The sequence below is a fragment of the Pseudovibrio sp. FO-BEG1 genome (assembly GCF_000236645.1).
In the GTDB taxonomy this organism is placed as follows: domain Bacteria; phylum Pseudomonadota; class Alphaproteobacteria; order Rhizobiales; family Stappiaceae; genus Pseudovibrio.
On the sequence record NC_016642.1, the window covers coordinates 1154357 to 1171165 of the forward strand.

The following is a 16809-nucleotide window of genomic DNA, read 5'->3' on the forward strand; positions in this document are numbered from 1 at the left end:
TCAAACAGCTGCAAGGCTGTAAAAGCGTAAGGATGCCGCTGAATGCGTAAGGTGCAAGTTGCTGCATTAAATGAACTGGAAGATCGTAAGCCTACTCATGCACTTGTTGGTGAGGTTGACCTCGTCATTGTTAGGTTTGATGAGGATATCTCCGTCCTGTATGGCCGCTGTTTGCACCGTGGCGCTTTGCTCTCAGATGGGTATGTCAGAGGACGAAATCTGATCTGTGGTCTTCATAACTGGGATTACCGATTGAACTCCGGTGTCAGTGCCTACGACAACAAAGAGTGCCTGCAAAAGTTCACCCATTTCGTGGAAGATGGTGCTGTCTACGTCGATGAAGACGAAGTCAAAGCCTGGGCAAAAGACAACCCTCAGCCGTACTTCCGTAAATCGTATCTTGGTGAGTATGCCGACTTTCATGGCACCGAAGAAGAACCTCACAACAAGCTGATCCAGAACTACGCACGCGCCGGATTGAAACAGACGGGCCACCATGGTGCAATCGAAGCCATGGGAGTGCCAACCACTGAGCTGCCTCAATGGGAAGACATCCAGATCCTGACAGCTCAGCTGCACAGACCTCCGCGTCTGGATGAGGAACCTGTTGGCACAGATGTGGTTATCGGCCCCAAAGCGCAAAAGCCGCTGCGCCTGCAAATTCCACTCTTCGTTTCGGATATGAGCTTTGGTGCGCTTTCTGAACCAGCAAAAATTGCCCTCGCGCGCGGTGCTGAGAGTGTCGGCACTGGCATATGCTCCGGTGAAGGCGGAATGTTGCCGGAAGAACAGGCTGAAAACTCTCGTTATTTCTATGAGCTAGCTTCGGCGCGCTTCGGCTTCTCATGGGAGCAGCTCGAAAGAGTACAGGCTTTCCACTTCAAAGGCGGACAGGCTGCCAAAACCGGAACAGGCGGACACCTGCCAGCTGCAAAGGTAACCGAAAAAATCGCTGCGGTGAGGGGACTGAACCCTGGAGAAGGTGCGATCTCTCCAGCTCGCTTTCCTGAATGGATGAAGCCCTCGGACTTCCGCAATTTTGCCGATGAGGTTCGCGACAGAACGGGCGGTATCCCAATCGGGTTCAAGCTCTCTGCGCAGCATATCGAAAAAGACATCGATGCCGCGCTAGAGGTGGGCGTGGACTACATCATCCTCGATGGCCGAGGTGGCGGTACGGGCGCGTCTCCATTGGTGTTCCGTGATAACATCTCGGTTCCAACTATCCCGGCTCTCGCGAGAGCACGTCGACATTTGGACCGAAGTGGTCAGCGGGATGTAACACTCGTCATCACAGGCGGCCTGCGTAAGCCCGAAGATTTTGTAAAAGCAATGGCTTTGGGAGCAGACGCAGTGGCTTTGGCAAATGCCCCAATGCAAGCCATTGGCTGTATTGCCATGCGCGCATGCCATACCAACAACTGCCCGGTTGGCATCGCGACCCAGAAAGACCATCTCGTCGCCCGTCTAGAAGTCGAAAAATCCGCTAAGCGCCTGGAGAAGTTCTTCTCAGCCTCAGTGGAGCTGATGAAAGTCCTTGCCCGTGCATGCGGACACGCACACATCTCGGATTTCTCAGTCAACGACATCACCAGCTGGAAGAAAGAAATGTCAGAACTCGCTGGCATCAGTTGGGCAGGGCATGGTCCGAATGAGTGAGAGAGATGTTAATCGCAGAACAAGATCAGTAGGTTGCAGATATGGTTGTTGCTGAAAGTATTATTCTGATTGCACAAATTTACTGCGTGATTGGTCTGATCGTGGCCCTCGCTTTCATAACCATCGGGCTAGGACGTATCGAGCTTGCGGCGCGTGGAGCCTTTCTGTTCCGTCTGCAAATCATTCCAGGTCTTATTCTGCTTTGGCCAATCGTGATTGTTCGCTGGGTCGCGCTGGAACGTTCAGGTGAGAAGATCCTGCTGGATAAGGAAGAAGCCGAACTGCACAAAGAGCAGGAGGGCAAAAAGTAATGCAACGTGCCTATCGCAAAGCCCACCGCGCCATATGGTTTGTCCTGGCCTTTCTTATTCCAATCATTCTTGGGCTCGCGCTTTTGATGCGCCCCACCGGAACGCACGAAGAACCACCCGTTCCCCTTGATGATGCTGCTAAATCGGTTCTGGAGGCAAACCAGTGAGTGTTAAATATGTGCCAGTGATCTGGAACCGAACGAAGTTTGTCTACGATGCTGTCGTACTGGCAACCGTTGGGGCTTATCTGGGAATCTACATTTACGTGGCGCCCATGTTCCAAACGGTGACGAGACCGATTGATTGGGACATCTACAAAGCGCAGGCTTTCGGAACCTGTGTCTTTTTCCTACTTACGTTCATCCTATGCATCGGCCCAATGGCTCGCCTGGATAAGCGATTCCTACCGTTGCTCTATAACCGCAGACATCTGGGTGTGATCACCTGTGTTCTGGCCTACTTCCATGTCGACAATATCCTTGGTTGGTACAATGCATTCTCACCAATCAACCGCTATGTTTCAGTCTTCATGGTCAACACAAGCTTTGACCGTTTCCTCGGATTTCCTTTTGAAATACTCGGCGTATTTGCTCTTCTGATCCTGACAATCCTCGCCGTTACCAGTCATGATTTCTGGCTCCACTTTCTAAAGCCAACCCTATGGAAGTTCCTCCATATGGGCATCTATCTGGCATATGCGTTGATCGTGGCTCACGTTGCTCTTGGTGCACTTCAAAGCGCTGCTGGTCCATTCATGACCACTGCAGTCGGTGCATCTGTTGCCTTGGTCGTCACGCTTCATCTGCTCGCGGCTCGCAAAGAGCATCTTATAGACACGCAGCAAAATGACGTCGATGACACGGGTAAATGGATGGATGCCGGTGATCCAAAGGATGTGCCGGACAAACGGGCACGGATTATCTCAATCACAGATGATGAGCGTGTGGCCATTTTCAGAAACGGCAAGAAGCTCTCAGCAATCTCCAACGTCTGTGCCCACCAGAATGGACCTCTTGGAGAAGGTAAGATCGTGTATGGCTGTGTGACATGCCCATGGCATGGCTATCAGTATCGTTTGGAAGATGGGAAATCGCCGCCTCCATTCACGGAGCAGATCTCCACTTATCGGCTTAAGCTGGAAAATGGACGCCTCTGGTTGAACATTGAGGCATTGCCTCCGGGTACTTATGTCGAGCCTGTCGTATCCCCGATGGTTGCGGAGGGAAGCTAATGGCCAAGAAGAAACCTGATCCCTTCTTTATCGGTTGGGCGAAAAAACCGCCCAAGAGCCTTCAGGGCTTCCTGTTCCTGATTTCAGCTGTATTGGTCGGCGCTGCTGCAGGTGTCGCGCTGGGCATTGGCTCTTCAGTGCCCGATCCCGGTGATGCCCGCTTTGCTTGGGGGGCTGGCTATCAAACCTTCACGGGCTATGTAGATGCCAAACCCTACCCGCTTCTGCGCCTTCCAGCCGGTGAGAACGGCCGCGATAAACCGCATGCCATGCTGATTTCAGGCGTTGGCAAACGGGGGATGCAGCAGCTTGCGGGCCCGCTGGATGGTCAGCCTGTCGATGCTGGCGGCATTCTGCTCAAACGTGGAGATCTGGATATGCTTCAGGTTGGCGGCAAAGTCTCCTTGCGCGCAGCTGAAAATCCGGTGCCCAACTTCACTCCAGCACCTGCTGAGCACTTGGGCAAATGGCGGCTCACAGGCGAGATCTGTGATGGCAAGTGCTACAACGGTGCAATGCGTCCGGGTGTTGGCTTAGCTCACAAAGCCTGCGCTAACCTCTGTATCATTGGCGGCATTCCTCCGGTCTTTGTCACCACCACACCTCTGCTGGGCAGCGAGTTTTTCCTTCTGGCAGATGAAAACGGTGAGCCTTTGAGTTCTGAGGTTGAAGACTGGGTTGCTCTGCTGATCTCTCTGGAAGGCGAAGTTGAGCGCCGCGATGATCTCATGATCTTCAAGGTGAACTTGGATAGCGCCAAGCAGCTCTGATCCGTTTGAAAAAGGCTAATGGCGGCAATGCAGAGTGCCGCCCAAAATACAGCGTACCCAAAGGTTGAAGTGGCGCAACAATTGATAGACTGCTAAAAACACCAAGTTTGCAGTGCAACACAAATTGTATTGCGTCCTCCTCTCGAGGTGCTCTTGTCTGCCGCGTGTTCCCAAGCATGTGCGTGAAGCAGCACCGTTGCTAAGCACAATCTGGTGATCCAATGATACAGTTTTTTGCCTATCCAGAATCCGTCTTCTGCGCGAAAGTTCGCATTGCGCTGGACATGAAGGAACTGGATTACGCCGAAGTGCCGCCGCCTGATGGGTATGGATCAACAGCATATAAAAAGATTGTTCCGGCAGGCTCCATTCCGGGCCTGAAGGATGAAAGCGCAGCGCTGTCAGATTCAAATGCGATCCTTGAATATCTGGAAGAAACTGCACCTTCTCCAGCCTTGCTACCTGAACACCCTGTTGAACGCGCGCAGGTGCGTGCTCTCATGGGGTTACACGACACTCGTATTGAGCCTTCCGTCCGAGCCTTCTACGCACCGATCAAGGCTGGAAAGTCGCCGGGCGATGAGATCTACAAGCAACTGATTGAAGACATGAGCGCCGCGTTCGAGCGTCTGGAAGATATGATCGAGGCAGCGCCATACGCCGTTGGCCATCATGTCACTTTGGCCGAATGCGCTTTTGCAACTACTTTTTCCCAGGCACAGCAGCTGGCATCTCTGTTTGGTGGTGAGCTGAAGTTGAAGCCCAAGTGCCAGCGTTGGTGGCAGGCGATGCAGTCTCTGTCTCATGCGGCGACCTCCATTGATATCAATCGCAAAGCCATGCAAGACTGGGTGGCGAAGTTCATTCAGGTAGATGCATAGGGAATGCTGAAACCAAAAGAAAAGGCGCTGCAAATGCAGCGCCTTTTTTGCTTGTATGTGCAGCTTCTTACTGCGCCAGTCCCCATTTCTGGGCTGTCGCATCAAGGAAGCCATTCATCTTCTTAATCTTGATCCAGTTGTTGATGTAGTTGATCCAGACTTGATCATCCTGTGGCATCAGCATTGCGATCGGTGTTGGGTTTCTGCTCTCAGCAACCGGCACATTTGTGATCTGCTTGAACTTGGCTTTCAGCGTTGCACCTTCAATGTTGGAAGTGATGAACACATCAGCGCGGCCAGAGAGCACTTCCTGATATCCGCGTGCAGGGGCCTCAACAACCTTGATGGTCGCATTCGGGAACCATTCTTTGCTCAGCTTTTCAAAGGTGGTGCCAAGAGTAGTCGCGACAGTCACGTCTTTCTGGTTGATGCTGTCCCAGCTGTTGAACTGTTCAACTTTGTTGCTGGTCGTAAATGGCAGAATCTCGACGGATATGTAGCTCTCAGAATAACCAGCCACTTTCATGCGGCTCGGAGAGATGGAGGCAGAACCGGTCAGGTTGTACTTGCCAGCTACGATGCCATTTACCAGTGTTTTCCAATCAGTTGGAACAAAGGTGAGCTTCACGCCAAGATCAGTGGCCAGCTCATTCATGATGTCGATGTCATAACCCTTGTACCCATTGCTGGCAGGATCACGGACAGACATTGGGTTCCAGTCGCCGGTTGTTCCAACCTTCAGCTCACCAGAGTCGAGAATTTCATTGAGCGCAGATTGCGCAAATGCGGAGCCGGAGAACAACGTGCCTACGGCAAAAAGTAAAGTAAGAAATGAGCGTAGCATCTTCATGAGAGTTCCTTGAAACGCAGTTGGAATCTGGCCCACTGCAAAACTAGTCATTTTAGCGCCAACTACAATGCCGTTTTAGTAAGAAAAATGACTTCAACTAATTGTGTGCGGTAAGTCCCTATAAGATTTGTATAAGAGCGCACGACACTCTAGGTTTTGTGTCCGGCAATTTATCTGTGTTGAGGCAGATACATGAGCTGCTTGCATCTTTGGCTTCTGGCAGCAGCTCTTTATACATTGGAAGGTGGATACCTTGAAATTCCGAAATGCAGCAGTGCTCGCCGCATTGGCAGTTGTTTTGGCGGGCTGTTCTGGAGATCAATGGGGCTGGTATGTGGTCTCACCGGAAACGGTGACGGGCAGAGTCAATCTCGGTTTCATGATTGCAGGACTGCAAGAAACAATCAGTGTTTCACTTACAGCAATCGCCATTTCTATGCTCGTTGGTCTCTTTGTCGCGCTGCCGGGGCTCTCTGATAACAAGTTTGGCCTTGCCTTCAACAGAACCTACGTTGAAGTGGTACGCTCAGTGCCAAGCCTTGTGCTGATCTTCTGGGTCTATTATGGCCTGCCAGTTGTGGCGAATATCTCGATCAATGTCTTCTGGGCAGGCGTGCTAGCGCTCGCTTTGTCGGACAGTGCATTTCAGGCGGAGATTTTCAGAGCAGGCATTCAGTCCGTAGATAAAGGGCAGATCGAAGCCGGTCACTCGCTCGGCCTCAGTTACTTCCAGCGCCTACGCTTCATCATCCTTCCCCAAGCCATCCGTCGTATGCTGCCTCCACTGGGCAATCAGCTGGTGTATATGCTGAAGATGTCCAGTCTCGTGTCCGTTATTGGCCTTCAAGATCTGACAAGACGCGCAAACGAACTCGTAGTCACAGAGTACAGACCTCTGGAGATCTACACAGTCCTAGTGCTGGAGTATTTGGTGCTGATCCTGATTGTATCTCAGGGAGTACGTTGGCTGGAGCGACGCTTTAAAGCTGAGCGGGCCTGATAGACAGACCGAAAATCAGTCTTCGTCCGGAGACCAGTTTGCCAGCAATGCCTTCAGTTCTGGCTCATCAACAGCATGAACAGCATCGCGCACGGAGAACCATTTCCGTGTGCGTTCATCCTTCTCAGGCCAATCGTCAAGCATTTCCGTGACTTCCAATGGAAACACCTTTACGCGGCATGGAATAGGTTCTTTGGTTACGCGCAGCTTAGGATAATGATAGATACCTGCAGCTTGTTCGGTAAGCTCACCCCGAATACCTGCTTCTTCAAAGGCTTCCTGCTCAGCAGCTTCCCCACCACTTAAATCCTTCATAGGCCAGCCTTTAGGGAGAACCCAGCGCTTGGTCTCGCGGGAAGTAATCAGAAGAATTTGCAGTTTACCTTTTTTATTCTTTTTGAAAGGCAGCGCAGCAAACTGGCGTTTTAGTTCAGGCCAGGTTTGCGCCTCTGTCTTTCTTAGGGCGCTCTTCATGGGTATCTTCCTTACAGTGATCCGGCCTTTTCCATTCTTGTTTGACACAGGTCTTTGGCCGTGAGCGGATCTTTCCTTTGTTACGCTAAGAAGTTGGATCTGCCCCTGTTGATCAATTGTACTGCTTATTAAAATTCAGCGCTATTGCAAGATATCGCTGTAAATCGGCTCAGCCGAGCCAGATTTATTTCCTTTTTTGCATATTTAGAATATTTGTTCCGATCTTTCCAGATAATACTTTTTACCTAGACTTCATGGTGAGACTGTTGCTAAAAATACTTTAAACTTGAAATATTAAAAAATGGAATCGATGCTCGGTTTCTATTTGATGCCAATCCGAGCGCGATCACAAAAAGATAATAGGGGGCCTGACAGTGGAACTGGATGCAGTAAGCATTGAGCAAAGAGACTCGGCTGATCCACTTGCTCATTTGCAGCAGTTATTCTCAATTCCGGATGGGGTTATCTATCTGGATGGTAATTCTCTGGGCGCTCTACCCAAAAATGTGTCTTCAGTTCTCACTAATGCGGTTGAAGAGCAATGGGGCAAGAGCCTCATCAAAGGCTGGAACTGTCATAACTGGATTGATCTGCCAAGCAGAGTAGGCAACCGGATTGCAAAACTGGTTGGCGCCGAAGAAGGCACTCTGATTTGTGCTGACAGCACATCTCTGAATGTCTTCAAAGTCCTCGCGACAGCAATGAAGCTGCGTCCGGGCAGAAAAGTCATTCTCTCAGATACAGGTAACTTCCCAACAGACCTTTATATGGCGCAGGGTCTCAAAGAGCTGACTGGCGGCGATATCGAGCTTCGTCTGGTCGCACCGGAAGAAGTCGATACTGCTCTGGATGAAACCGTTGCAGTTATGATGCTGACGGAAGTTGACTACAGAACTGGCCGCAAGCACGACATGACAGCGCTCACCGAAAAAGCGCATGCAGTTGGTGCGCTGGCGATGTGGGACCTGTGCCACTCTGCAGGTGCATTTCCCGTTCATCTCAAGGAAGCCAACGTCGACTTCGCTGTTGGGTGTTCCTACAAATACTTGAATGGCGGACCCGGTGCGCCAGCATTTGTGTATGTCGCGCCGAAACATCAGGCCACTTCTGGCAATCCGCTAACAGGCTGGATGGGCCATAACGCCCCCTTCGCCTTTGATCTGGGCTACACGCCCTCTGCAAAAACAGATCAGATGCGGGTCGGTACACCTCAAGTGCTTGCGATGACCGCATTGAATGCCTCACTGGATGTGTTTGATCATACCAATCTGGAGGCATTGCAGGCCAAATCCATTGAGCTGAGTGAGCTGTTTATCTCAGAGGTCAAACGCCGTTGTCCTAACTTGGAGCTGGCCTCGCCGACTGATCCGATGAAGCGCGGTTCGCAGGTCTCTTTCCGACACGAGCAAGGTTATGCAGTAATGCAAGCACTTATTGATCGTGGCGTGATCGGAGACTTCCGCGCACCAAACATCATTCGCTTCGGGTTTGCACCGCTGTACCTCTCATTCGCAGATGTCTTTAAAGCAGCTGAAATTCTGGAAGAAATTATTGCAGGTGATCTCTGGGACAAGCCGGAGTACCACCGGAAAAGCAAGGTTACATAAGCATGGTTGAGAGCATTAATCGCGAAATGGAGCATCACGGGGCTGAACTCTCTTTCAAAGAAAACATGTCCTACGGTGATTACCTGCGTCTGTCAGATGTTCTAGGAGCGCAAGCACCTTTGACAGATGCACATGATGAGCTGCTGTTCATCATTCAGCATCAGACAGCTGAACTCTGGATGAAACTGGCTATTCGGGAAATGTCAGAGGCTTGTAACAGCCTCGCTCAGGATGAGTTTGCCCAGGTCTCTAAGCTTATGGCTCGCGTAAACAAGATCTTCTCTCAACTGAATGGTGCCTGGGATATCCTGCGCACCATGACGCCGAGCGACTACACCACCTTCCGCGACAGCCTTGGCAAATCATCTGGCTTCCAGAGCTATCAGTATCGGGCGATCGAGTTTGTGGTTGGAAACAAGAACCCGGCGCTGATGAAACCGCATGAACATATGCCTGAAGTTTCAAAGTGGCTCCATCAGATTTATGAGGCTCCTGGTATCTATGATCAGATGGTACGTGCACTGGCACGTGCTGGCTTCGAAATCTCGGATGAAGTGCTCAAAAGAGACGTAACGAAACCTTATACAACTGATGCGTCTGTTCAGAAGGCTTGGGAAATAATATATCGCAATCCGCGCGATAATTGGCATTTCTACGATCTCGCAGAGAAGCTAATCGACTTTGAAGACTTTTTTCGGCGATGGCGATTCAATCATCTCACAACCGTAGAGCGCATTATTGGAAGCAAAATGGGTACTGGAGGCACCTCTGGAGCGCCATACCTGAAAAAAATGTTGGATACTGTGTTGTTTCCAGAACTTTGGCAGGTGCGCAGTGATCTGTAAGATTGCTGCGAAAATTACCTATTTTGTGAAATTATTTTGTTCTAAAAACCATTGAAACTGCGCATATAAGTGGAATTATCTATATGTTTCAGGCAATATATGCGCAGTCGAAGCTGTTTTCTTGCAACTTATGGGAAGGTTGTAAGGGAATGGAATCTGGAAAATTTCACTCAACTTGTCCAGACAGAACCACAATAATCGAGTGTTATGGCTGCAAAAGGCGCGGACTTCTGCCTTGAAATAATATGCTACTAAGGGCATTAGGTAGGAGCTTGACAACAATAAAACGCCAGTCCTTTGCAGTCTGGGGGGATAATAATGCTGGAAATCGAACAGCTGTCGAAGCAATTCGGCGGTTTTAGAGCCGTAAATAATTGTTCGTTTTCGGTTCAAAAAGGCACAATCACAGGTTTAGTTGGCCCGAATGGAGCTGGCAAAACCACAATGTTCAATCTCATTGCCGGTGCCTTTCAGCCAACTGCTGGAAAAATTCGTTTTTTGGGAGAAGATGTAACCAGCCTCAGCTCTGATCAGCTGTTTCATAAAGGCTTGGTACGCACCTTCCAGATTCCGCACGAGTTTCATCGTCTGTCAGCATTGGAAAATCTCATGCTGGTCCCACCTTCACAGAAGGGGGAAAGCCTGCTCCAGAACTGGCTCAGCTATGGCAGCGTAAAAAAGCAAGAAGAAGAAGTGCGCCAGAAGGCTTTGGAGACCCTTGAGTTTCTGGAGCTGTCCCACGTTGCAAATGAGCGAGCTGGTAATCTGTCGGGGGGACAGAAGAAGCTTCTTGAACTTGGCCGCACCATGATGACTGACGCAAAGCTTGTTCTGCTGGATGAGCCAGCTGCAGGCGTCAACCGTACTTTGCTGCGCCGTTTGGAAGACAAAATCCTAATCCTGAACAAAGAACGCGGTTACACCTTCATTCTGATTGAGCACGATATGGAGATGATCGAGAAGCTTTGCGATCCGGTCATCTGTATGGCCGAAGGCTCTGTTCTCATCGAAGGTGATTTCCAGACCGTTCGTTCAGATGCGCGTGTGCTGGAAGCCTACCTGGGAGAAACGGTTGGGGAGGCTGCGCTCTAATGACTTCTCAAGCAATTGCAGAGCAACCAATGTCCAAGAACACTGTGCAACAAAAGTACTCCGGCAAGCCAATCCTCACCATGACAGGCGTTCGTGGTGGTTACGGTGATGCAGACATCCTGCAGGGTGTTGATATGCAGGTGACCGAGCAGGAAATCGTGGTGATTGTTGGCCCGAACGGCGCTGGCAAGTCGACCGCGATGAAAGCGATCTTCGGTCTGCTGAAAGTTCGTGGAGGTTCTATCGTTGTCAATGGAACCGACATTGCAGGCTGGAAGCCAAACCGCATAGTTCAACACGGTGTCTGCTACGTTCCTCAGGTGAACAACATCTTTCGTGAGATGACCATTCACGAAAACCTCGAAATGGGTGCCTTCCTACGGAAAGGTGACATTTCTGAAAGCTTGGAAAGGGTCTACACCCTGTTCCCGGATCTCAAAGAGCGTCGCAACGCATTGGCTGGCAACCTGTCCGGCGGTCAGCGCCAGATGGTTGCGATGGGCCGCGCACTGATGCTCGATCCGTCTTTGCTTCTTTTGGATGAGCCAACCGCTGGCCTTTCTCCAAAGTACATGGAGCAGATTTTTGAGATCACCCGCAACCTGCGTGATGCAGGTCTTTCGATCTTGCTTGTAGAGCAGCATGCCAAGCAGGCGCTTGCATTTGCTGACAAAGGCTACGTTCTCGCCGCTGGTAGCAATCGGCACGAGGGCACCGGTCAGGAGCTGCTCGCAGATCGTGAAGTCGCTGAAATGTTCCTCGGTGGGTAATAAGGGAAAATCCAATGCCATTCATGGAATTCGTCAATTTTTACCTCATGCCGGGGATCGTGCTGGGCTCTATCTACGCTCTGGGTGCGGTCGGCATCACGCTTGTTTTCGGCATCTTGAGATTTGCGCACCTTGCGCATGGTGACCTCGCAACCCTTGGCGCTTTCGCAGCTTTGGGTGTGGTGACCATTTTTGGTGTGAGCCCTTGGGTTGCTCTACCGGTTGCGATGATCGTTTGTGCCATCATGGCCATCGGTATCGATAAAGTGTTTTATGATTATCTCTCTGAGCGCCCGAAGATCATCGTCGTGATGTCTTCACTCGGCATCGCATTGATGCTGCGCGCTGTTGTTCAGGTGATCTGGGGTGTTGATACTGAAACCTACACTCGCGGCATCGTTCGGCCGGAAGATTACTGGGGCATTCGCATTCGAGATCGTGAGATCTACACCATCATCGCAATGTTCGTAATTGTTGGTGTGCTTTGGGCATTCCTGCAGAAGACTAAGTGGGGCAAGGCCATGCGCGCCATGTCCGACAACCCAGATCTCGCCCTGCTTTCCGGCGTCGACAACCGTAAAATCACGATGTTGACTTGGGGTATTGTTGGCATCCTGTGTGCTGCTTCCGGGTTCTTCCTCGGCATTAACACAGAGCTGAAACCTCTCATGGGCTGGACAATGCTCCTGCCAATGTTTGCAGCTGCAATTCTTGGCGGCGTGGGCCGCGTGGAAGGCGCTGTTATTGGCGGCCTCATCGTGGGTATCGCCGAAGAAACATCCGTTCTGTTTATCCCGGGAGAGTACAAGGCCGCCATGGCATTTGCGATCCTCCTGCTCATCCTTCTTGTGCGGCCAACCGGTCTGCTCAAGGGTAAAGTTCTGTAGGAGGGAGAAGAACCATGGAACTCATCGGTCTGCTTAATTATGCGGTGTTCATGGCGATCTTTATCGGCATTTACTCCCTTCTCGCCCTTGGTCTTAACATTCAGTGGGGCTTTTCAGGTCTCTTCAACGCCGGTATCGCTGGTTTCTTCGCGGTTGGAGCCTACACATCAGCACTGCTGACAGCGCCAGAATCCTCCGTGCACCTGGGTGGCTTCCAGCTACCTGTTGTAATCGGTTGGATCGGGGCGATGATCGCTGCTGGTGCGATCGCTTGGCCAATTGGCAAGGTGTGTTTGCGCTTCCGCTCCGACTATCTGGCAATCGCGACCATTGGTGTGGCTGAGATCATCCGTCTCGTCGTCAAGTCCGAAGGTTGGATGACTGGCGGTGCGCGCGGCGTTAACAAGATCCCACGTCCATTCGGTGATCTGTCCTATCTGTACTCACAGCTAGCCTATCTCGCGCTGGTTCTGGCAATTGTTGTAGTTGTGTACTGGGCGATCGAACGCCAGATCTCAGCCCCTTGGGGCCGCATGATGCGCGGTATTCGCGACAATGAAGATGCCGCTACTGCGATGGGTAAGGATATCAAAGCCCGCCGTCTGGAAGCATTCATCTTCGGTGCTGCCGTGATGGGCCTTGGTGGCGCGCTCTTCGCTCACTTTAACCGTTCTATAACCCCAGAAGCCATCGATCCGATGATCGCCACATTCCTGATCTGGATTATGTTGATCCTCGGTGGCTCAGGAAACAACCGCGGTGCGCTTCTTGGTGTTGCCGTTGTCTGGATCATCTGGTCTGCCTCTGAGTTTGTAACGGACCAGCTGCCAACCGAATACGCCATTAAGGCAAAGTACATGCGCGTATTCATTATTGGCTTACTTCTGCAGTTGGTCCTTCGGTTCAGACCGGAAGGTATCCTACCGGAACCTCAGGGAACCGCAGACAGACCAGAAGTCAAAACCTTTCAAAAACAAGAAAGTGCAGCGAAGTAACGCCAGCACTCATAGAAAATCAATTTTAACGCCCTGACCAATCCGGAAACCGTTTAAAACAGGGCTCTTTGGAGGTGAACTGATGCTTAAGAAAATCGCATTGGCAGCAGGCTTGTTCAGCGCTACTGCACTTGCATCCAACGCTGTTCAGGCTGATGTGAAAGTCGGTCTTCTGGGAGGTATTTCTGGCCCGATCGCAGCAATGGCTCCACCAATGCTGGACTCTGCGAAACTGGCTATTCAGCAGGTAAACGAGCAGGGCGGTATTCTGGGTGGCCAGAAGCTGGAAGCTGTTGTTGGTGATAGTGCATGTAACCCACAAAACGGTGTTGATGCAGCAACCAAACTCGTAAACATCGAGCAGGTAGCTGGCCTGATCGGTCCACATTGCTCCGGTTCTGTTCTGGCAGTTGCAAACTCCGTAACCGTTCCAGCTGGCATCACTCTGATCACACCATCCGGTACTTCCCCTGAAATCACAGGTCTGGAAGACAAAGGTCAGGTGTTCCGTACTGTACCGTCAGATGACTTCCAGGGGCGTTCTCTCGCACGTACTCTGCTGAACCTCGGCACCAAGAAAGTTGCTGTTGCATACCTGAACAACGACTACGGCAGCGGTCTGGCAAACGCATTCAAAGTTGAGTTTGAAGCAAACGGCGGCGAAATCGCTGGCTACGCTGCTCACGAAGAAGGTAAGGCGTCTTACCGTTCCAACCTTGCTGAGCTTTCCCGCGGTGGTGCTGATACACTCGTTATCTTCGACTACGGTGATGGCACCGGCCTGACCATTCTGCGTCAGGCGCTGGAAAACGGCTTCTTCACCAACTTTGTTGGCGGCGACGGCATGAAGTCCGACGCAATCATTCGCGAACTGGGTGCTGAAAACCTGACAACCTTCATCGCGTCTTCTCCAGTCGGCGAGAAGTCCAACAGCCTTGAAATCTTCAACGAAGCTTACAAGTCCGTTGGTGGCAACCCAGATGCAATCTTCGTATCCAACTCATACGATGCTGCATTCCTGATGGCGCTGGCTCTGGAGAAAGCTGGTGGTGACGCTGCTAAGGTTTCCGAAGCAATGTCTGCAGTGTCCAATGGTCAGGGCGAAGCAGTTCTCCCAGGCGAATGGAAGAAAGCAGTTGAGCTGATCGCAGCTGGCAAAGACATCGACTACAAAGGCGCATCTGGCGACCTGAACTTCGACAATGCTGGCGACGTTCCTGGCTCCTACGGCCTGTTCAAGGTCGAAGGCGACGCCTTCGCTCTGCAGCAGGCTCTGAACTAAGCTTCAGCACAGTCTAAAGGAAAGAGCCGGCCTCATTTCAGGCCGGCTTTTTTCATGGCTAATCGCTCACTTAGTGAGAATCAATTTGCCAAGTTTTGTGATCGACAATCGGTAGAGATCCTCGCGGTGGGAGATTGTGATCTCACGCTCATCTCCAAAGAGTGCCTTGCTATCTACAGTGCGCTCATGTGGCTGATTTTGAGAGCTTTCCTGAGTTTTTTCCATGTCAGTCATTCGCCTCAGCCTTTCCCCAATTTTGGCTAGAGTGGACAGTCGCGATACCCTCAAGAGCTAGGGGGGCTCTATCGCGTTTAATTCTTGACTTTCTTATTCATGTTTTATTACAAGTGCAATGCCTGCTCGTTAAATCCTGGAGATCGCGTCCTTCAGCATTCCGTCCTGGGGCAGGTTTAATATCGATGCGCAAGCCAGCTGTTTCTCTCTCCCTCAACAGCCAGCCAGCCCACGATATCCTTGATATCTGCGACTGATTTGCATTTGCAACTAGGTTTGAATTTTTAGGTTGGGGTCCTATGAATAAGTTGGTTAAGCTGTTTTCTCTCGCTCTTGCTCCCTTGTGGATAACGCAGATAACTGCGGTTGAGGCAGCAAACACGACAAGCAATCCGGTGATCGCTCTGCAGTTGAACAAAGCGGAGACCACACAAAGCGGATGCCGTGTAAGCCTTCTTGTACGCAATCACCTGCAGGATGAGATCAAGCAACTGGCTCTGGATCTGGTAGTCTTTGATAGTACTGGCGGAATCTCTGATTTCCTCAGCATGAAGACGGGGCGCCTTCCTTCCGGAAAAACGCGCGTTCAGCAGTACGATCTTCCATCCAGCAGTTGTGCAGACATCTCCTCGCTGCTTATCAATGACGTCAGCCAGTGTGAGGGAACGGAAAATGTCTCTCCAGCTAGATGCTTAGACTCATTGAATGTATCTTCCCGCGCTGCGATAGAACTAACACTCTGAACCGCTGCAGAACCGAACTAGAAAAACTACGAGAATTCCAGAATGAATGCCATGATTGAAAACCTGGGCCTGACCGCAGCAGTAAGTCCGTTTATGGATCTGCTCGCAAAAGGTGGCGTCGTCGTTGGATTGCTGCTGGTTATCAGTGTGCTTGCTCTGACAATTGTTTTCGCAAAGCTCTGGCAGTTCTGGGTAGCTGGTGTTGGTCGCCACCGCAAGGCAGAACAGGCCGTCGCTTTCTGGCGTGTTGGCAAACGGGATCAGGCCTACAAGATTGTGGTGACTGATCGTTCTCCGGTTTCAGACGTACTGGCCCACGCGATGCGCGGTCTTATGAAGCCGCAGGTGCCAGAAGAAAAGGTGCGCGAAGATGTAGAGCGCGTCTGCTTTACCCATTTGGGAGATCTTCGCAGCTACCTGCGCGCATTGGACATGATCGCCCAGATAGCACCGCTACTCGGCCTGTTTGGTACTGTGCTGGGTATGATCGGTGCATTCCAGGCAATGGCAGATGCAGGTTCTCAGGTTGATCCATCCACTCTGGCTGGTGGCATCTGGGTCGCGCTTCTGACGACTGCTGTTGGCCTTGCCGTTGCGATCCCAGCCTCTGTGATGCTGTCTCTTTTCGAAGGCCGCATTGAACGAGAGCAGGGGGCTATGGAGAAAATCGTCACTGAGCTCTTCACTGGGGCTGTGACATCAATTGCGACACAGACAGAAGAAGTAGAGCGCGTAGGTAAAGAGCCACGTTTCGAGGTGGTTCACGATGCGCCTTAGTGAGGCCCCGAAACGCAGCCGTGCTCCAGGTCTCACGTCACTGATTGATGTGATCTTCCTGCTCCTGATGTTCTTTATGCTCGCATCCACATTCTCGATTTATCAGAAGCTGGACGTGACATCAGGTGCCGAAGGGGTTGGTCAAATGGAGCAGACTCCTATCCTTCTGCAGGTTTTCGCAGAAGGACAGCTGTCGGTGAATGGCGACCGGGTCAAGATCGAAGTGTTGATCGCAACACTTGAAGAAGCTGGCATTGAAAAGAACCGCCCCGTTGCGATTATTCCAGCCAAAGACTCTACTGTGCAGGATGTTGTGAGTGCGCTCGAAATGCTCAAGACAGCTGGCTGGTCCGCTACGATTGTCGGCAATTGAGTTCAGAATATTGCGAAACAAGAAGTTT

At 51.2% G+C, this 16809-nt stretch carries 20 protein-coding genes; 17 read left to right on the forward strand and 3 right to left on the reverse strand.

The annotated features are described in order from the left end of the window. Positions 1–42 precede the first annotated feature (42 nt). The 6 genes from PSE_RS05390 to PSE_RS05410 all read left to right on the forward strand — a co-directional run bounded on the left by PSE_RS05390 (position 43) and on the right by PSE_RS05410 (position 4852). On the forward strand, positions 43–1659 hold the full coding sequence (locus PSE_RS05390) for a glutamate synthase-related protein (RefSeq protein ID WP_014283921.1): 1617 nt from the start codon (positions 43–45) through the stop codon (positions 1657–1659). Between the two features lie 41 nt (positions 1660–1700). Beyond that, positions 1701–1970, forward strand: coding sequence for a hypothetical protein (locus PSE_RS05395; protein ID WP_014283922.1), 270 nt, complete (start codon positions 1701–1703; stop codon positions 1968–1970). Further along, a complete protein-coding gene (locus tag PSE_RS27290) occupies positions 1970–2137 on the forward strand; it encodes a hypothetical protein (RefSeq protein WP_014283923.1) in 168 nt (55 codons plus the stop codon). Before PSE_RS05395 ends, PSE_RS27290 begins: the two co-directional genes overlap by 1 nt. Then, positions 2134–3201 carry a Rieske 2Fe-2S domain-containing protein gene (locus PSE_RS05400; protein ID WP_041768012.1) on the forward strand — a complete coding sequence of 356 codons (1068 nt, stop codon included), beginning with the start codon at positions 2134–2136 and terminating at the stop codon, positions 3199–3201. Before PSE_RS27290 ends, PSE_RS05400 begins: the two co-directional genes overlap by 4 nt. Next, complete coding sequence (locus tag PSE_RS05405) at positions 3201–3971, forward strand: hypothetical protein (RefSeq protein WP_014283925.1); 771 nt, start codon at positions 3201–3203, stop codon at positions 3969–3971. Before PSE_RS05400 ends, PSE_RS05405 begins: the two co-directional genes overlap by 1 nt. A 221-nt stretch (positions 3972–4192) precedes the next feature. Beyond that, positions 4193–4852 carry a glutathione S-transferase family protein gene (locus tag PSE_RS05410; protein WP_008552400.1) on the forward strand — a complete coding sequence of 220 codons (660 nt, stop codon included), beginning with the start codon at positions 4193–4195 and terminating at the stop codon, positions 4850–4852. Positions 4853–4919: 67 nt separating this feature from the next. Here PSE_RS05410 and PSE_RS05415 read toward each other — a convergent pair whose 3' ends face one another. After that, the gene (locus tag PSE_RS05415; RefSeq protein ID WP_208609118.1) at positions 4920–5753 is read right to left on the reverse strand and encodes a transporter substrate-binding domain-containing protein; all 834 of its coding nucleotides are present in this window, start codon (positions 5751–5753) and stop codon (positions 4920–4922) included. Positions 5754–5946: 193 nt separating this feature from the next. Here PSE_RS05415 and PSE_RS05420 point away from each other — a divergent pair, with 193 nt between their 5' ends. Further along, positions 5947–6702 (forward strand): amino acid ABC transporter permease, encoded by a 756-nt coding sequence (locus PSE_RS05420; RefSeq protein ID WP_014283927.1) that lies wholly within the window; start codon positions 5947–5949, stop codon positions 6700–6702. A gap of 15 nt (positions 6703–6717) precedes the next feature. Here the strand turns inward: PSE_RS05420 and PSE_RS05425 are convergent, their stop codons facing one another. Next, positions 6718–7176: an NUDIX hydrolase gene (locus PSE_RS05425; RefSeq protein ID WP_014283928.1), complete on the reverse strand. Its 459-nt coding sequence runs from the start codon at positions 7174–7176 to the stop codon at positions 6718–6720. Between the two features lie 374 nt (positions 7177–7550). On the opposite strand from PSE_RS05425, the gene kynU reads away from it, so the two are divergent. From kynU to PSE_RS05460, 7 genes are all read left to right on the forward strand, one after another. Then, on the forward strand, positions 7551–8783 hold the full coding sequence (kynU, locus tag PSE_RS05430) for a kynureninase (protein ID WP_014283929.1): 1233 nt from the start codon (positions 7551–7553) through the stop codon (positions 8781–8783). Between the two features lie 2 nt (positions 8784–8785). Then, positions 8786–9628, forward strand: coding sequence for a tryptophan 2,3-dioxygenase (kynA, locus tag PSE_RS05435; protein ID WP_014283930.1), 843 nt, complete (start codon positions 8786–8788; stop codon positions 9626–9628). Between the two features lie 318 nt (positions 9629–9946). Further along, positions 9947–10720: an ABC transporter ATP-binding protein gene (locus tag PSE_RS05440; protein ID WP_014283931.1), complete on the forward strand. Its 774-nt coding sequence runs from the start codon at positions 9947–9949 to the stop codon at positions 10718–10720. Further along, positions 10720–11490: an ABC transporter ATP-binding protein gene (locus tag PSE_RS05445; protein WP_014283932.1), complete on the forward strand. Its 771-nt coding sequence runs from the start codon at positions 10720–10722 to the stop codon at positions 11488–11490. The genes PSE_RS05440 and PSE_RS05445 overlap by 1 nt, the downstream gene beginning before the upstream one ends. A gap of 14 nt (positions 11491–11504) precedes the next feature. Continuing rightward, the gene (locus PSE_RS05450; protein ID WP_008552312.1) at positions 11505–12377 is read left to right on the forward strand and encodes a branched-chain amino acid ABC transporter permease; all 873 of its coding nucleotides are present in this window, start codon (positions 11505–11507) and stop codon (positions 12375–12377) included. A gap of 14 nt (positions 12378–12391) precedes the next feature. Beyond that, positions 12392–13372, forward strand: a complete 981-nt coding sequence (locus PSE_RS05455; RefSeq protein WP_014283933.1) for a branched-chain amino acid ABC transporter permease — start codon at positions 12392–12394, stop codon at positions 13370–13372. Between the two features lie 82 nt (positions 13373–13454). After that, on the forward strand, positions 13455–14654 hold the full coding sequence (locus PSE_RS05460) for an ABC transporter substrate-binding protein (RefSeq protein ID WP_014283934.1): 1200 nt from the start codon (positions 13455–13457) through the stop codon (positions 14652–14654). Between the two features lie 66 nt (positions 14655–14720). Here the strand turns inward: PSE_RS05460 and hemP are convergent, their stop codons facing one another. Then, positions 14721–14888, reverse strand: a complete 168-nt coding sequence (hemP, locus tag PSE_RS27765; RefSeq protein WP_014283935.1) for a hemin uptake protein HemP — start codon at positions 14886–14888, stop codon at positions 14721–14723. 299 nt (positions 14889–15187) lie between these two features. Between hemP and PSE_RS05465 the strand changes: the two genes are divergently transcribed. From PSE_RS05465 to PSE_RS05475, 3 genes are read left to right on the forward strand one after another with little or no spacing between them, the layout of a single operon-like run. Beyond that, the gene (locus tag PSE_RS05465) at positions 15188–15631 is read left to right on the forward strand and encodes a hypothetical protein (RefSeq protein ID WP_014283936.1); all 444 of its coding nucleotides are present in this window, start codon (positions 15188–15190) and stop codon (positions 15629–15631) included. A gap of 51 nt (positions 15632–15682) precedes the next feature. Further along, the gene (locus PSE_RS05470) at positions 15683–16408 is read left to right on the forward strand and encodes a MotA/TolQ/ExbB proton channel family protein (RefSeq protein ID WP_208982449.1); all 726 of its coding nucleotides are present in this window, start codon (positions 15683–15685) and stop codon (positions 16406–16408) included. Then, positions 16398–16781 (forward strand): biopolymer transporter ExbD, encoded by a 384-nt coding sequence (locus PSE_RS05475; protein WP_041768014.1) that lies wholly within the window; start codon positions 16398–16400, stop codon positions 16779–16781. Before PSE_RS05470 ends, PSE_RS05475 begins: the two co-directional genes overlap by 11 nt. The last annotated feature ends 28 nt before the right edge of the window (positions 16782–16809 follow it).

Coding starts and splice junctions, on each gene's coding strand:
- PSE_RS05390 (WP_014283921.1), top strand. CDS start 43: ATGCGTAAGGTGCAAGTTGCTGCATTAAATGAACTGGAAGATCGTAAG.
- PSE_RS05395 (WP_014283922.1), top strand. CDS start 1,701: ATGGTTGTTGCTGAAAGTATTATTCTGATTGCACAAATTTACTGCGTG.
- PSE_RS27290 (WP_014283923.1), top strand. CDS start 1,970: ATGCAACGTGCCTATCGCAAAGCCCACCGCGCCATATGGTTTGTCCTG.
- PSE_RS05405 (WP_014283925.1), top strand. CDS start 3,201: ATGGCCAAGAAGAAACCTGATCCCTTCTTTATCGGTTGGGCGAAAAAA.
- PSE_RS05410 (WP_008552400.1), top strand. CDS start 4,193: ATGATACAGTTTTTTGCCTATCCAGAATCCGTCTTCTGCGCGAAAGTT.
- PSE_RS05415 (WP_208609118.1), bottom strand. CDS start 5,753: ATGACTAGTTTTGCAGTGGGCCAGATTCCAACTGCGTTTCAAGGAACT.
- PSE_RS05425 (WP_014283928.1), bottom strand. CDS start 7,176: ATGAAGAGCGCCCTAAGAAAGACAGAGGCGCAAACCTGGCCTGAACTA.
- kynA (WP_014283930.1), top strand. CDS start 8,786: ATGGTTGAGAGCATTAATCGCGAAATGGAGCATCACGGGGCTGAACTC.
- PSE_RS05440 (WP_014283931.1), top strand. CDS start 9,947: ATGCTGGAAATCGAACAGCTGTCGAAGCAATTCGGCGGTTTTAGAGCC.
- PSE_RS05445 (WP_014283932.1), top strand. CDS start 10,720: ATGACTTCTCAAGCAATTGCAGAGCAACCAATGTCCAAGAACACTGTG.
- PSE_RS05450 (WP_008552312.1), top strand. CDS start 11,505: ATGCCATTCATGGAATTCGTCAATTTTTACCTCATGCCGGGGATCGTG.
- PSE_RS05455 (WP_014283933.1), top strand. CDS start 12,392: ATGGAACTCATCGGTCTGCTTAATTATGCGGTGTTCATGGCGATCTTT.
- PSE_RS05460 (WP_014283934.1), top strand. CDS start 13,455: ATGCTTAAGAAAATCGCATTGGCAGCAGGCTTGTTCAGCGCTACTGCA.
- hemP (WP_014283935.1), bottom strand. CDS start 14,888: ATGACTGACATGGAAAAAACTCAGGAAAGCTCTCAAAATCAGCCACAT.
- PSE_RS05465 (WP_014283936.1), top strand. CDS start 15,188: ATGAATAAGTTGGTTAAGCTGTTTTCTCTCGCTCTTGCTCCCTTGTGG.
- PSE_RS05470 (WP_208982449.1), top strand. CDS start 15,683: ATGATTGAAAACCTGGGCCTGACCGCAGCAGTAAGTCCGTTTATGGAT.
- PSE_RS05475 (WP_041768014.1), top strand. CDS start 16,398: ATGCGCCTTAGTGAGGCCCCGAAACGCAGCCGTGCTCCAGGTCTCACG.